The organism is Burkholderia sp. AU18528 (assembly GCF_002223215.2).
Taxonomy (GTDB): Bacteria; Pseudomonadota; Gammaproteobacteria; order Burkholderiales; family Burkholderiaceae; genus Burkholderia; species Burkholderia semiarida.
On sequence record NZ_NKFC02000003.1, the window covers coordinates 16,984 to 29,188 of the forward strand.

The 12,205-nt window shown below is 61.2% G+C and carries 16 protein-coding genes; all 16 read left to right on the top strand.

What is annotated here, in order from left to right; all coding sequences use genetic code 11:
• The first annotated feature begins 14 nt into the window (after positions 1 to 14).
• The 16 genes from recQ (at position 15) to rpsQ (ending at position 12,091) form a co-directional block, all read left to right on the top strand.
• The gene (recQ, locus tag CFB52_RS01530) at positions 15 to 1,862 is read left to right on the top strand and encodes a DNA helicase RecQ (RefSeq protein ID WP_060315563.1); all 1,848 of its coding nucleotides are present in this window, start codon (positions 15 to 17) and stop codon (positions 1,860 to 1,862) included.
• A gap of 225 nt (positions 1,863 to 2,087) precedes the next feature.
• On the top strand, positions 2,088 to 2,468 hold the full coding sequence (gene rpsL, locus CFB52_RS01540) for a 30S ribosomal protein S12 (RefSeq protein WP_006400662.1): 381 nt from the start codon (positions 2,088 to 2,090) through the stop codon (positions 2,466 to 2,468).
• Positions 2,469 to 2,640: 172 nt separating this feature from the next.
• On the top strand, positions 2,641 to 3,111 hold the full coding sequence (gene rpsG, locus CFB52_RS01545; RefSeq protein ID WP_006477195.1) for a 30S ribosomal protein S7: 471 nt from the start codon (positions 2,641 to 2,643) through the stop codon (positions 3,109 to 3,111).
• Between the two features lie 123 nt (positions 3,112 to 3,234).
• The gene (gene fusA / locus CFB52_RS01550; protein WP_059535572.1) at positions 3,235 to 5,337 is read left to right on the top strand and encodes an elongation factor G; all 2,103 of its coding nucleotides are present in this window, start codon (positions 3,235 to 3,237) and stop codon (positions 5,335 to 5,337) included.
• 42 nt (positions 5,338 to 5,379) lie between these two features.
• Positions 5,380 to 6,570 (top strand): elongation factor Tu, encoded by a 1,191-nt coding sequence (gene tuf / locus CFB52_RS01555; protein ID WP_034209732.1) that lies wholly within the window; start codon positions 5,380 to 5,382, stop codon positions 6,568 to 6,570.
• A gap of 287 nt (positions 6,571 to 6,857) precedes the next feature.
• Positions 6,858 to 7,169: a 30S ribosomal protein S10 gene (rpsJ, locus tag CFB52_RS01560; protein ID WP_004199280.1), complete on the top strand. Its 312-nt coding sequence runs from the start codon at positions 6,858 to 6,860 to the stop codon at positions 7,167 to 7,169.
• Between the two features lie 178 nt (positions 7,170 to 7,347).
• Complete coding sequence (gene rplC, locus CFB52_RS01565) at positions 7,348 to 7,998, top strand: 50S ribosomal protein L3 (RefSeq protein ID WP_006482922.1); 651 nt, start codon at positions 7,348 to 7,350, stop codon at positions 7,996 to 7,998.
• Positions 7,998 to 8,618 carry a 50S ribosomal protein L4 gene (gene rplD / locus CFB52_RS01570; protein ID WP_006477192.1) on the top strand — a complete coding sequence of 207 codons (621 nt, stop codon included), beginning with the start codon at positions 7,998 to 8,000 and terminating at the stop codon, positions 8,616 to 8,618. Before rplC ends, rplD begins: the two co-directional genes overlap by 1 nt.
• Positions 8,615 to 8,929, top strand: coding sequence for a 50S ribosomal protein L23 (gene rplW / locus CFB52_RS01575; RefSeq protein ID WP_004199275.1), 315 nt, complete (start codon positions 8,615 to 8,617; stop codon positions 8,927 to 8,929). Before rplD ends, rplW begins: the two co-directional genes overlap by 4 nt.
• 2 nt (positions 8,930 to 8,931) lie before the next feature.
• Positions 8,932 to 9,759, top strand: a complete 828-nt coding sequence (gene rplB, locus CFB52_RS01580) for a 50S ribosomal protein L2 (RefSeq protein ID WP_034209733.1) — start codon at positions 8,932 to 8,934, stop codon at positions 9,757 to 9,759.
• A 10-nt stretch (positions 9,760 to 9,769) separates the two neighbouring features.
• Positions 9,770 to 10,045 (top strand): 30S ribosomal protein S19, encoded by a 276-nt coding sequence (rpsS, locus tag CFB52_RS01585; protein WP_004199273.1) that lies wholly within the window; start codon positions 9,770 to 9,772, stop codon positions 10,043 to 10,045.
• A gap of 12 nt (positions 10,046 to 10,057) precedes the next feature.
• Positions 10,058 to 10,387, top strand: coding sequence for a 50S ribosomal protein L22 (gene rplV, locus CFB52_RS01590; RefSeq protein WP_004199272.1), 330 nt, complete (start codon positions 10,058 to 10,060; stop codon positions 10,385 to 10,387).
• Between the two features lie 11 nt (positions 10,388 to 10,398).
• Positions 10,399 to 11,199 (top strand): 30S ribosomal protein S3, encoded by an 801-nt coding sequence (gene rpsC / locus CFB52_RS01595; protein ID WP_006482899.1) that lies wholly within the window; start codon positions 10,399 to 10,401, stop codon positions 11,197 to 11,199.
• 2 nt (positions 11,200 to 11,201) lie between these two features.
• Complete coding sequence (gene rplP, locus CFB52_RS01600) at positions 11,202 to 11,618, top strand: 50S ribosomal protein L16 (protein WP_006482873.1); 417 nt, start codon at positions 11,202 to 11,204, stop codon at positions 11,616 to 11,618.
• Between the two features lie 9 nt (positions 11,619 to 11,627).
• Positions 11,628 to 11,822: a 50S ribosomal protein L29 gene (gene rpmC, locus CFB52_RS01605; protein ID WP_006400652.1), complete on the top strand. Its 195-nt coding sequence runs from the start codon at positions 11,628 to 11,630 to the stop codon at positions 11,820 to 11,822.
• A complete protein-coding gene (rpsQ, locus tag CFB52_RS01610; RefSeq protein WP_006477189.1) occupies positions 11,819 to 12,091 on the top strand; it encodes a 30S ribosomal protein S17 in 273 nt (90 codons plus the stop codon). The genes rpmC and rpsQ overlap by 4 nt, the downstream gene beginning before the upstream one ends.
• Positions 12,092 to 12,205 lie beyond the last annotated feature (114 nt).

The following is a 12,205-nucleotide window of genomic DNA, read 5'->3' on the forward strand; positions in this document are numbered from 1 at the left end:
CCCTGGTCTCATTCATGTCCCGCGCCCTCGAAATACTCGACGAAGTCTTTGGTTATTCCGCCTTTCGCGGCCAGCAGGGCGAGATCGTCGAGCACGTCGCCGGCGGCGGCGATTGCCTCGTGCTGATGCCCACGGGCGGCGGCAAGTCGCTGTGCTACCAGATCCCCGCGCTGCTGCGCCGCGAGGCCGGGCAGGGCGCCGGCATCGTCGTGTCGCCGCTGATCGCGCTGATGCAGGACCAGGTCGCCGCGTTGAGCGAAGTCGGTGTGCGCGCGGCTTACCTGAATTCGACACTGTCGGGCGCCGAGGCGGCAGCCACCGAGCGCGCGCTGCGCGAAGGTGAAATCGACCTGCTGTACGTCGCGCCGGAGCGGTTGATGACGGGGCGCTTCCTCGACCTGCTCGAGCGCGCGAAGATCGGGCTGTTCGCGATCGACGAAGCGCACTGCGTGTCGCAATGGGGGCACGATTTCCGTCCGGAATACATCCAGCTGTCGGTGCTGCACGAGCGCTTCCCGTCGGTGCCGCGCATCGCGCTGACCGCCACGGCCGACGCGATCACGCGCGACGAGATCATCCATCGGCTCGCGCTCGACGACGCACGCGTGTTCGTGTCGAGCTTCGACCGCCCGAACATCCGCTACCGGATCGTCGAAAAGGACAACGCGCGCTCGCAGCTGCTCGACTTCATCCGCGCCGAACACACGAATGCCGACGGCACGACGGATGCGGGCGTCGTCTACTGCCTGTCGCGCCGCAAGGTCGAGGAAACGGCCGAATGGCTGAAGGCGCAGGGCGTGCGCGCGCTGCCGTATCACGCGGGGATGGAGTTCGAGGTGCGGCAGAAGCACCAGGAAATGTTCCAGCGCGAGGAAGGCATCGTGATGTGCGCGACGATCGCGTTCGGCATGGGTATCGACAAGCCCGACGTGCGCTTCGTTGCCCACCTCGATTTGCCGAAGAGCGTCGAAGGCTACTATCAGGAGACCGGCCGCGCGGGCCGCGACGGGATGCCCGCGAACGCGTGGATGGCGTATGGCCTCGGCGACGTCGTCCAGCAGCGCAAGATGATCGACGAGTCGGATGCGGACGACGCGCACAAGCGCGTGCAGACGTCGAAGCTCGACGCGCTGCTCGGATTGTGCGAGACGATCTCGTGTCGCCGCGTGCGGCTGCTGAACTACTTCGGCGAGGCGAGCCAGCCGTGCGGTAACTGCGACACGTGCCTGGAGCCGCCCGATTCATGGGACGCGACGCGCGAGGCGCAGATGGCGCTGTCGTGCGTGTTCCGCGCGCAGCGCGCGAGCGGCTTCAACTTCGGCGCGAGCCATCTGATCGAGATCCTGCGCGGCGGCCGCACCGAGAAGGTGCTGCAGCGCGGCCATGACCAGTTGAGCACGTTCGGTATCGGCGCGTCGCTGTCCGAGCCCGAGTGGCGCGCGATTTTCCGGCAACTGGTCGCGTACGGCTACCTGGCGGTCGACCATGGCGGCTTCGGCGCGCTGGTGCTCACCGAGGCCGCGAAGCCGGTGCTGAAGAACGAGGAAAAGGTCACGCTGCGCCGCTACGTGAAGCCGCAGCGCACGCGCCAGTCGTCGAGCCGCAGCGGCACGCGGGTCGACCCGACGGCCGGCATGGGCGCGCGTGAGCGCGCACGCTGGGACGCGTTGCGTGCGTGGCGCGCGGAAACCGCGAAGACGGACGGCGTGCCGGCCTACGTGATCTTCCACGACGCGACGCTCGCCGAAATCGCGCGCAACGCGCCGGAGACGATCGACGACCTGCGTCACATTCCAGGCATGGGCGTGCGCAAGCTCGAGCGCTTCGGCGACGAGATCATCGACGTCGTCGAATCGGCTTGACACAGGGTTCCGACCCCTTCCATAGACCGCGCGGTCGGCCGGCAAATCACGCAAGCCGTTGACTTCGTTGGTATTTCCGGAATATCATGTTGGGTTCCGGTATTCGGAGGCCGCGTCGCGTTCGAAAGTTCGCGCCCGATCCGCCGGTTCGGAAGTCAACTGTGCGTCGATTCTCGCTTTGCCCGAAATCGATGTGCAGATTTTGTTCAATTTCAGGAATAAACAATGCCAACCATCAACCAACTGGTTCGCAAAGGCCGTCAGTCGGAAACGACGAAGAGCAAGAGCCCGGCCCTGCAGGACTGCCCCCAGCGTCGCGGCGTGTGCACCCGTGTGTACACGACGACGCCGAAGAAGCCGAACTCGGCACTCCGTAAGGTCGCCAAGGTTCGTCTGACGAACGGCTTCGAAGTGATTTCGTACATCGGCGGTGAAGGCCACAACCTGCAGGAACACTCGGTTGTGCTGATCCGCGGCGGCCGTGTGAAGGACTTGCCGGGTGTGCGTTACCACATGGTTCGCGGCTCGCTGGATACCCAGGGCGTCAAGGACCGTAAGCAAGCGCGCTCGAAGTACGGCGCGAAGCGTGCAAAGGCTGCCAAGTAAGCAGTTTTTGATCAGGGATCGCCGCAGGGCGGTCGAGGCGGGAGTGCCGGATTGCCGGTGCTGTCGAGTAAGTGGTCACCCGGCCAAGCTGGTTAGTCGTGAAGATGTGATCGGGTTTGTTGGTGGCCGCGGAGCTGAATCCAGCTCCAACTGAACAAGTAAAGGAAGAATCATGCCGCGTCGTCGCGAAGTCCCCAAGCGGGAAGTGTTGCCGGATCCGAAGTTCGGCAACGTTGATGTTGCCAAGTTCATGAACATGCTGATGCTGTCCGGCAAGAAGTCGGTCGCAGAGCGCATCGTTTATGGCGCATTCGAACAAATCCAGACCAAGGGTGGCAAGGACCCGCTGGAAGTGTTCACGGTTGCGCTCAACAACGTGAAGCCGGTGGTCGAAGTGAAGAGCCGTCGCGTTGGTGGTGCCAACTATCAAGTTCCGGTCGAAGTGCGCCCGTCGCGTCGTATGGCATTGGCGATGCGCTGGCTGCGTGAGGCTGCGAAGAAGCGCAGCGAGAAGTCGATGGCCCTGCGCCTGGCAGGTGAACTCTCCGAAGCGGCCGAAGGCCGTGGCGGCGCGATGAAGAAGCGCGACGAAGTTCACCGCATGGCAGAAGCCAACCGCGCGTTCTCGCATTTCCGTTTCTAAGCGCCTGGCTGGGCTGTTTGCGGAAATAAATTCCGGGCGGGTGCGCTTTTCAGGCGCCTCGCCCGTTTGTGTTGAGGCGTGATGCGGCAAGGCTGCATCACGTCATCCCAGTAGAGGATCAAAGTGGCTCGCAAGACTCCTATCGAGCGCTACCGCAATATCGGTATTAGCGCTCACATCGACGCCGGCAAGACGACGACGACCGAGCGCATTCTGTTTTACACCGGTGTGAACCACAAGATCGGTGAAGTCCACGACGGCGCAGCCACGATGGACTGGATGGAGCAGGAACAGGAACGTGGCATCACGATCACGTCCGCTGCTACCACGGCCTTCTGGAAGGGCATGGGCGGCAACTATCCGGAACACCGCATCAACATCATCGACACCCCGGGCCACGTCGACTTCACGATCGAAGTGGAGCGTTCGATGCGCGTGCTCGACGGCGCGTGCATGGTGTACTGCGCAGTGGGCGGCGTGCAGCCGCAGTCGGAAACGGTGTGGCGTCAGGCGAACAAGTACAAGGTGCCGCGTCTCGCGTTCGTCAACAAGATGGACCGTACCGGCGCGAACTTCTTCAAGGTCTACGACCAGCTCCGTCTGCGCCTGAAGGCGAACCCGGTTCCGGTCGTGGTGCCGATCGGCTCGGAAGAAAACTTCAAGGGCGTGGTCGACCTGATCAAGATGAAGGCGATCATTTGGGACGAGGCGTCGCAAGGCACGAAGTTCGACTACGTCGACATCCCGGCCGAACTCGCCGAGACCTGCAAGGAATGGCGCGAAAAGATGGTCGAAGTGGCTGCCGAAGCCAGCGAAGACCTGATGAACAAGTACCTGGAAGAAGGCGATCTGCCGGAAGCCGACATCGTCAAGGCGCTGCGTGATCGTACGATCGCATGCGAAATCCAGCCGATGCTGTGCGGTACCGCGTTCAAGAACAAGGGCGTGCAGCGTATGCTCGACGCCGTGATCGACTTCCTGCCGTCGCCGGTCGACATCCCGCCGGTCAAGGGCGAGCTCGAGAACGGTGAAGAAGCAGAGCGCAAGGCGTCGGACGACGAGAAGTTCTCGTCGCTCGCGTTCAAGATCATGACCGACCCGTTCGTCGGCCAGCTGATCTTCTTCCGTGTGTACTCGGGCGTCGTCAACTCGGGCGACACGCTGCTGAACTCGACCAAGGGCAAGAAGGAACGCCTCGGCCGTATTCTGCAGATGCACGCGAACCAGCGTGAAGAAATCAAGGAAGTCCGCGCAGGCGACATCGCCGCGGCGGTCGGCCTGAAGGAAGCCACCACGGGCGACACGCTGTGCGACCCGGCGAACCCGATCGTTCTCGAACGCATGGTGTTCCCGGAGCCGGTGATTTCGCAGGCGGTCGAGCCGAAGACCAAGGCCGACCAGGAAAAGATGGGCCTCGCCCTGAACCGTCTGGCTCAGGAAGACCCGTCGTTCCGCGTGCAGACCGACGAAGAGTCGGGCCAGACCATCATTTCGGGCATGGGCGAGCTCCACCTCGAAATTCTGGTCGACCGGATGAAGCGTGAATTCGGCGTGGAAGCGACCGTCGGCAAGCCGCAGGTTGCGTACCGCGAAACGATCCGTTCGACGGCGAAGGATGTCGACGGCAAGTTCGTCAAGCAGTCGGGTGGTCGCGGCCAGTACGGTCACGCGGTCATCACGCTCGAGCCGAACGAACAAGGCAAGGGCTACGAGTTCTTCGACGAGATCAAGGGTGGTGTGATTCCGCGTGAATACATCCCGGCGGTCGACAAGGGTATCCAGGACACGCTGAAGTCGGGCGTGCTGGCCGGCTTCCCGGTCGTCGACGTGAAGGTTCACCTGACGTTCGGTTCGTACCACGACGTTGACTCGAACGAAAACGCGTTCCGCATGGCCGGTTCGATGGCGTTCAAGGAAGCGATGCGCAAGGCGAACCCGGTCGTCCTCGAGCCGATGATGGCTGTCGAAGTCGAGACGCCGGAAGACTACATGGGCAACGTGATGGGCGACCTGTCGGGCCGTCGCGGTATCGTCCAGGGCATGGAAGACATGGTTGGCGGCGGCAAGATCGTGCGCGCCGAAGTGCCGCTGTCGGAAATGTTCGGCTATTCGACTTCGCTGCGCTCGCTGACGCAAGGTCGTGCAACGTACACGATGGAGTTCAAGCACTACGCTGAAGCTCCGCGCAACGTTGCCGAAGCGATCATCAGCGCGAAGTCGAAGTAAATCTGTAGCTCTCAATCGATTATTTTTTGAAAGAAGAGAATCATGGCAAAAGAAAAGTTTGAGCGGACCAAGCCGCACGTGAACGTTGGTACGATTGGTCACGTTGACCACGGCAAGACGACGCTGACGGCAGCGATCACGACGGTTCTGACGAAGAAGTTCGGCGGCGAAGCGAAGGCGTACGACCAGATCGACGCGGCACCGGAAGAAAAGGCGCGCGGCATCACGATCAACACGGCACACGTCGAGTACGAAACGGCTAACCGCCACTACGCACACGTCGACTGCCCGGGCCACGCTGACTACGTGAAGAACATGATCACGGGCGCGGCGCAGATGGACGGCGCGATCCTGGTTTGCTCGGCAGCAGACGGCCCGATGCCGCAAACGCGTGAGCACATCCTGCTGGCGCGTCAGGTTGGCGTTCCGTACATCATCGTGTTCCTGAACAAGTGCGACATGGTTGACGACGCGGAACTGCTCGAGCTGGTCGAGATGGAAGTTCGCGAACTGCTGTCGAAGTACGACTTCCCGGGCGACGACACGCCGATCGTGAAGGGTTCGGCGAAGCTGGCGCTGGAAGGCGACACGGGTGAGCTGGGCGAAGTGGCGATCATGAACCTGGCAGACGCACTGGACACGTACATCCCGACGCCGGAGCGTGCGGTTGACGGCGCGTTCCTGATGCCGGTGGAAGACGTGTTCTCGATCTCGGGCCGCGGTACGGTGGTGACGGGTCGTGTCGAGCGCGGCATCATCAAGGTCGGCGAGGAAATCGAAATCGTCGGTATCAAGCCGACGGTGAAGACGACCTGCACGGGCGTGGAAATGTTCCGCAAGCTGCTGGACCAAGGCCAGGCAGGCGACAACGTGGGTATCCTGCTGCGCGGCACGAAGCGTGAAGACGTGGAGCGTGGCCAGGTTCTGGCGAAGCCGGGTTCGATCACGCCGCACACGCACTTCACGGCTGAAGTGTACGTGCTGAGCAAGGATGAAGGCGGTCGTCACACGCCGTTCTTCAACAACTACCGTCCGCAGTTCTACTTCCGTACGACGGACGTGACGGGCTCGATCGAGCTGCCGAAGGACAAGGAAATGGTGATGCCGGGCGACAACGTGTCGATCACGGTGAAGCTGATCGCTCCGATCGCGATGGAAGAAGGTCTGCGCTTCGCGATCCGCGAAGGCGGCCGTACCGTCGGCGCCGGCGTCGTCGCCAAGATCATCGAGTAATATCGACGATCCGCGGATCCCTCCGGGGTCCGCGATTCCGCGGTAAGCAACTGCGTACCGCCGAAACCGGGTGTCCAGTTCGATCTGGCACCCGGTTTTTCTTTGTGGCGTACGAAGCGCAGCATCGACAAACGCGCACCACCACCGCGAATTTTCGTGTAGAATCGCGGGCTTAGCAGTGGGAGTACCGTCCGGAACCTGATGCTTCGCTCCCCGCTGGCGTCATGTTTCACGTTCTTTTAGTGTCCGGCGATGCAACATCGCCTCGCTCTTTTCAAGGAATTGTCATGCAGCAACAGAAAATCCGCATTCGCCTGAAGGCTTTCGACTATCGTCTGATCGATCAATCGGCCGCCGAAATCGTCGATACCGCGAAGCGGACTGGCGCAATCGTCCGTGGCCCGGTGCCGCTGCCGACGCGCATTCAGCGTTTTGACATCCTGCGTTCGCCGCACGTCAACAAGACGTCGCGCGATCAGCTCGAAATCCGTACCCACCAGCGCCTGATGGACATCGTCGATCCGACGGACAAGACCGTCGACGCGCTGATGAAGCTCGATCTGCCGGCTGGCGTCGACGTGGAAATCAAGCTGCAGTAAGGCTTCCAGCGCCGCCCGGCGTGTCGGGTGGCGCTAAGTCTTTGTATTGCTTGCGGAAATCGCGGAGTCGGGCTATACTGCTTGGCTTTTCGCGTATTCGCGTAAAAAAGCTGGGCCTTGCGTGCCCGGCATTTTGTAAATCAGCCCCGACCAATCGCAGTCGGGAATGGAGAAAATGATGAGCCTTGGACTCGTAGGTCGCAAGGTTGGCATGACCCGTATCTTCACGGCGGAAGGGGATTCGATTCCCGTCACCGTGCTGGACGTGTCGGACAACCGCGTGACGCAGATCAAGACTGTTGAAACCGACGGCTACACGGCCGTGCAGGTTGCATTCGGCTCCCGCCGCGCATCGCGCGTGACGAAGCCGCTGGCAGGTCATCTCGCCAAAGCCGGTGTCGAAGCCGGTGAAATCCTCAAGGAATTCCGCATTGACGCGGCCAAGGCAGCCGAGCTGTCGAATGGCGCCGTGGTCGGTGCAGATCTTTTCGAAGTGGGCCAGAAGGTCGACGTGCAAGGCGTGTCGATCGGTAAGGGCTACGCCGGTACGATCAAGCGTTACAACTTCTCCTCCGGCCGTGCCACGCACGGTAACTCGCGCTCGCACAACGTGCCGGGCTCGATCGGTATGGCGCAGGATCCGGGTCGTGTTTTCCCGGGTAAACGCATGACGGGTCACATGGGTGACGTGACGGTGACGGTGCAGAACCTCGAAATCGCTCGTATCGACGCAGAGCGCAAGCTGCTGCTCGTGAAGGGTGCGATTCCGGGCGCGAAGGGCGGCAAGGTCTTCGTGACGCCGGCCGTCAAGACCAAGGGGGCGAAATAATGGAACTCAAGCTCCTGAACGAAAATGGTCAGGAAGGTGCAGTGGTCAACGCATCGGACGTCGTGTTCGGTCGTGACTACAACGAAGCGCTGATCCACCAGGTCGTCGTCGCTTACCAGGCGAATGCTCGCCAGGGTAACCGCGCACAGAAGGACCGTGAGCAAGTCAAGCACACGACCAAGAAGCCGTGGCGCCAGAAGGGTACGGGCCGCGCTCGTGCCGGTATGTCGTCGAGCCCGCTGTGGCGTGGCGGTGGTCGTATCTTCCCGAATTCGCCGGAAGAAAACTTCTCGCACAAGGTCAACAAGAAGATGCATCGCGCAGGTCTCTGCTCGATCTTCTCGCAGCTGGCCCGTGAAGGCCGTCTGTCGGTCGTCGAGGACATCATCCTCGAAGCGCCGAAGACCAAGCTGCTGGCCGACAAATTCAAGACCATGGGTCTCGACTCCGTTCTGATCATCACGGACACGGTCGACGAGAACCTGTACCTGGCTTCGCGCAACCTGCCGCACGTGGCGATTGTCGAGCCGCGCTACGCTGACCCGCTGTCGCTGATCTACTTCAAGAAAGTGCTGGTCACGAAGGCTGCGGTCGCCCAGATCGAGGAGTTGCTGTCATGAGCGAGATTCGCAAGAACGATCATCGTTTGATGCAGGTCCTGCTCGCACCGGTGATCTCGGAAAAGGCGACGCTGGTTGCCGACAAGAACGAGCAAGTCGTGTTCGAAGTCGCACCGGATGCCACGAAGCAGGAAGTGAAGGCGGCTGTCGAGCTGCTGTTCAAGGTTGAAGTTGATTCGGTCAACGTGCTGGTTCAGAAGGGCAAGCAAAAGCGCTTCGGCCGTTCGATGGGCCGCCGCAAGGACGTGAAGAAGGCGTACGTTTGCCTGAAGCCCGGCCAGGAAATCAACTTTGAAGCGGAGGCCAAGTAATCATGGCAATCGTGAAAGTTAAGCCGACATCGCCGGGTCGCCGCGCGATGGTCAAGGTGGTCAACAAGAACCTGCACCAGGGCAAGCCGTACGCGGCACTGCTCGACTCGCAGAGCTCGACCGCCGGCCGTAACAACAACGGTCGTATCACCACGCGTCACAAGGGTGGTGGTCACAAGCAGCACTACCGTATCGTCGATTTCCGTCGCACGAAGGATGGCATCCCGGCAAAGGTCGAGCGTCTCGAGTACGACCCGAACCGTAGCGCGAACATCGCGCTGGTGCTCTACGCAGACGGCGAACGTCGTTACATCATCGCCCCGAAGGGCCTGACCGTCGGCCAACAGCTGATGTCGGGTTCGGAAGCGCCGATCCGTGCAGGCAACACGCTGCCGATCCGCAATATTCCGGTCGGTACGACGATCCACTGCATCGAGATGCTGCCGGGCAAGGGCGCGCAAATGGCGCGTTCGGCTGGCACGTCGGCCATGCTGCTGGCACGTGAAGGCGTCTACGCGCAGGTTCGTCTGCGTTCGGGCGAAATCCGCCGCGTGCACATCGAGTGCCGTGCAACGATCGGTGAAGTCGGCAACGAAGAGCATAGCCTGCGCCAGATCGGCAAGGCTGGCGCGAACCGCTGGCGCGGTATCCGCCCGACGGTGCGTGGCGTTGCGATGAACCCGGTTGATCACCCGCACGGTGGTGGTGAGGGCAAGACGGCTGCAGGTCGCGACCCGGTGAGCCCGTGGGGTACGCCGGCTAAGGGTTACCGCACCCGCAGCAACAAGCGCACGACGACGATGATCGTCCAGCGCCGTCACAAGCGTTAAGGAGTAGGCAATGGCACGTTCTGTAAAAAAAGGTCCGTTCTGCGACGCCCATTTGCTGAAGAAAGTTGAGGCGGCTGCAGCTTCGCGCGACAAAAAGCCGATCAAGACCTGGTCGCGTCGCTCGACGATTCTGCCGGATTTCATCGGCCTGACGATCGCTGTTCACAACGGCCGTCAACACGTTCCGGTGTACATCTCGGAAAACATGGTCGGCCACAAGCTTGGCGAGTTCGCACTGACCCGTACGTTCAAGGGTCACGCGGCCGACAAGAAGGCCAAGAAATAAGGGGCAATCAAGATGGAAGTGAAAGCAATTCATCGCGGTGCCCGCATCTCGGCGCAGAAAACGCGCCTTGTGGCTGACCAGATCCGCGGTTTGCCGGTCGACAAGGCGCTGAACGTCCTGACGTTCTCGCCGAAGAAGGCGGCTGGCATCGTGAAGAAGGTTGTGCTGTCGGCAATCGCGAATGCGGAGCACAACGAAGGCGCTGATATCGACGAGCTCAAGATCAAGAGCATCTACGTCGACAAGGCTGCATCGCTCAAGCGTTTCACCGCGCGCGCCAAGGGCCGCGGTAACCGCATCGAGAAGCAATCCTGTCACATCACTGTGACGGTCGGGAATTAAGGAGCCATACGATGGGACAGAAAATTCATCCGACTGGCTTCCGCCTGGCTGTCAGCCGCAATTGGGCTTCGCGTTGGTACGCGAACAACAACAATTTCGCGGCGATGCTGCAGGAAGACATCGGTGTTCGTGAATACCTGAAGAAGAAGCTGAAGAACGCTTCGGTCGGTCGGGTCGTCATCGAGCGTCCGGCGAAGAACGCGCGCATCACGATTTACAGCTCGCGTCCGGGCGTGGTCATCGGCAAGAAGGGCGAGGATATCGAACAGCTGAAGACGGAACTGCAGCGCCGCATGGGCGTGCCGGTTCACGTCAACATCGAGGAAATCCGCAAGCCGGAAACCGATGCTCAGCTGATCGCCGACTCGATCACGCAACAGCTCGAGCGCCGGATCATGTTCCGTCGCGCGATGAAGCGTGCGATGCAGAACGCGATGCGTCTGGGTGCCCAAGGCATCAAGATCATGAGCGCAGGCCGTCTGAACGGTATCGAAATCGCTCGTACGGAGTGGTATCGCGAAGGTCGCGTGCCGCTTCACACGCTGCGTGCTGATATCGACTACGCGACTTCGGAAGCGAAGACGACTTACGGGATCATCGGCGTCAAGGTGTGGGTCTACAAGGGCGATACGCTCGGCCGCAACGACGCACCGGTGGTGGAAGAAGTAGCCGAAGACAAGCGTCCGCGTCGCAATGCGCGTCCGGGCGACCGTCGTCCGCGCCGTGACGGCGAAGGCGGCGCTCCGGGTGCTCGTCGTGGCGCACCGCGCCGTGGCGCCGGCAAGCCCGAAGACGGCAAGACTGGAGAATAACGATGCTGCAACCGAAACGCAGAAAGTATCGTAAAGAGCAGAAGGGTCGTAACACCGGCAAGGCGACGCGCGGCAACGCAGTGTCGTTCGGTGAATTCGGCCTGAAGGCGATCGGTCGCGGTCGTTTGACCGCACGTCAGATTGAAGCGGCGCGTCGTGCAATGACGCGTCACATCAAGCGTGGCGGCCGCATCTGGATCCGGATCTTCCCGGACAAGCCGATTTCGCAGAAGCCGGCCGAAGTGCGTATGGGTAACGGTAAGGGTAACCCGGAGTACTACGTCGCCGAGATTCAGCCGGGCAAGATGCTCTATGAAATGGACGGCGTAACCGAAGAACTGGCACGCGAAGCGTTCCGTCTGGCTGCAGCCAAGCTGCCGCTGAAGACGGCATTCATCGTGCGCCAGCTCGGCGCCTAAGGAGAAAACATGAAGGCTTCCGAACTTCTCCAGAAAGACCAGGCCGCGCTCAACAAGGAGCTGGCGGACCTGCTGAAGGCGCAATTCGGCCTGCGCATGCAACTCGCGACCCAGCAGCTCACGAACACGAGCCAGCTGAAGAAGGTTCGTCGCGACATCGCACGTGTGCGGACCGTCATGACTCAGAAGGCGAACCAGAAATGAACGATAGCGTGAAAACCTCGCTGAAGCGGACGCTGGTCGGTCGGGTCGTCAGCAACAAGATGGACAAGACCGTCACCGTGCTGATCGAGCACCGCGTCAAGCACCCGATCTACGGCAAGTATGTCGTGCGTTCGAAGAAGTACCACGCGCACGATGAAGCGAACACCTACAACGAAGGCGATCTCGTCGAAATCCAGGAAACGCGTCCTGTTTCGAAGACGAAGGCCTGGACGGTGTCGCGCCTCGTCGAAGCCGCTCGTGTCATCTAAGCGGGCAGCGCAGTAGGCAGTAACGGGCACTTCGTCACGAAGTGCTTGAAATCGCAAAGTTTTTGCTTGCGTGACCGGGATTATTTGTTATAATCCCGGTCTTCCCTCTTTATG

Excerpts from the sequence above, each read along its gene's own strand:
- rpsG (WP_006477195.1), top strand. The coding sequence starts at position 2,641 with ATGCCGCGTCGTCGCGAAGTCCCCAAGCGGGAAGTGTTGCCGGATCCG.
- rpsQ (WP_006477189.1), top strand. The coding sequence starts at position 11,819 with ATGAACGATAGCGTGAAAACCTCGCTGAAGCGGACGCTGGTCGGTCGG.
- rplP (WP_006482873.1), top strand. The coding sequence starts at position 11,202 with ATGCTGCAACCGAAACGCAGAAAGTATCGTAAAGAGCAGAAGGGTCGT.
- rplD (WP_006477192.1), top strand. The coding sequence starts at position 7,998 with ATGGAACTCAAGCTCCTGAACGAAAATGGTCAGGAAGGTGCAGTGGTC.
- rpsC (WP_006482899.1), top strand. The coding sequence starts at position 10,399 with ATGGGACAGAAAATTCATCCGACTGGCTTCCGCCTGGCTGTCAGCCGC.
- rplV (WP_004199272.1), top strand. The coding sequence starts at position 10,058 with ATGGAAGTGAAAGCAATTCATCGCGGTGCCCGCATCTCGGCGCAGAAA.
- rplB (WP_034209733.1), top strand. The coding sequence starts at position 8,932 with ATGGCAATCGTGAAAGTTAAGCCGACATCGCCGGGTCGCCGCGCGATG.
- rpmC (WP_006400652.1), top strand. The coding sequence starts at position 11,628 with ATGAAGGCTTCCGAACTTCTCCAGAAAGACCAGGCCGCGCTCAACAAG.
- recQ (WP_060315563.1), top strand. The coding sequence starts at position 15 with ATGTCCCGCGCCCTCGAAATACTCGACGAAGTCTTTGGTTATTCCGCC.
- rpsS (WP_004199273.1), top strand. The coding sequence starts at position 9,770 with ATGGCACGTTCTGTAAAAAAAGGTCCGTTCTGCGACGCCCATTTGCTG.
- tuf (WP_034209732.1), top strand. The coding sequence starts at position 5,380 with ATGGCAAAAGAAAAGTTTGAGCGGACCAAGCCGCACGTGAACGTTGGT.
- rpsJ (WP_004199280.1), top strand. The coding sequence starts at position 6,858 with ATGCAGCAACAGAAAATCCGCATTCGCCTGAAGGCTTTCGACTATCGT.
- rpsL (WP_006400662.1), top strand. The coding sequence starts at position 2,088 with ATGCCAACCATCAACCAACTGGTTCGCAAAGGCCGTCAGTCGGAAACG.
- rplC (WP_006482922.1), top strand. The coding sequence starts at position 7,348 with ATGAGCCTTGGACTCGTAGGTCGCAAGGTTGGCATGACCCGTATCTTC.
- rplW (WP_004199275.1), top strand. The coding sequence starts at position 8,615 with ATGAGCGAGATTCGCAAGAACGATCATCGTTTGATGCAGGTCCTGCTC.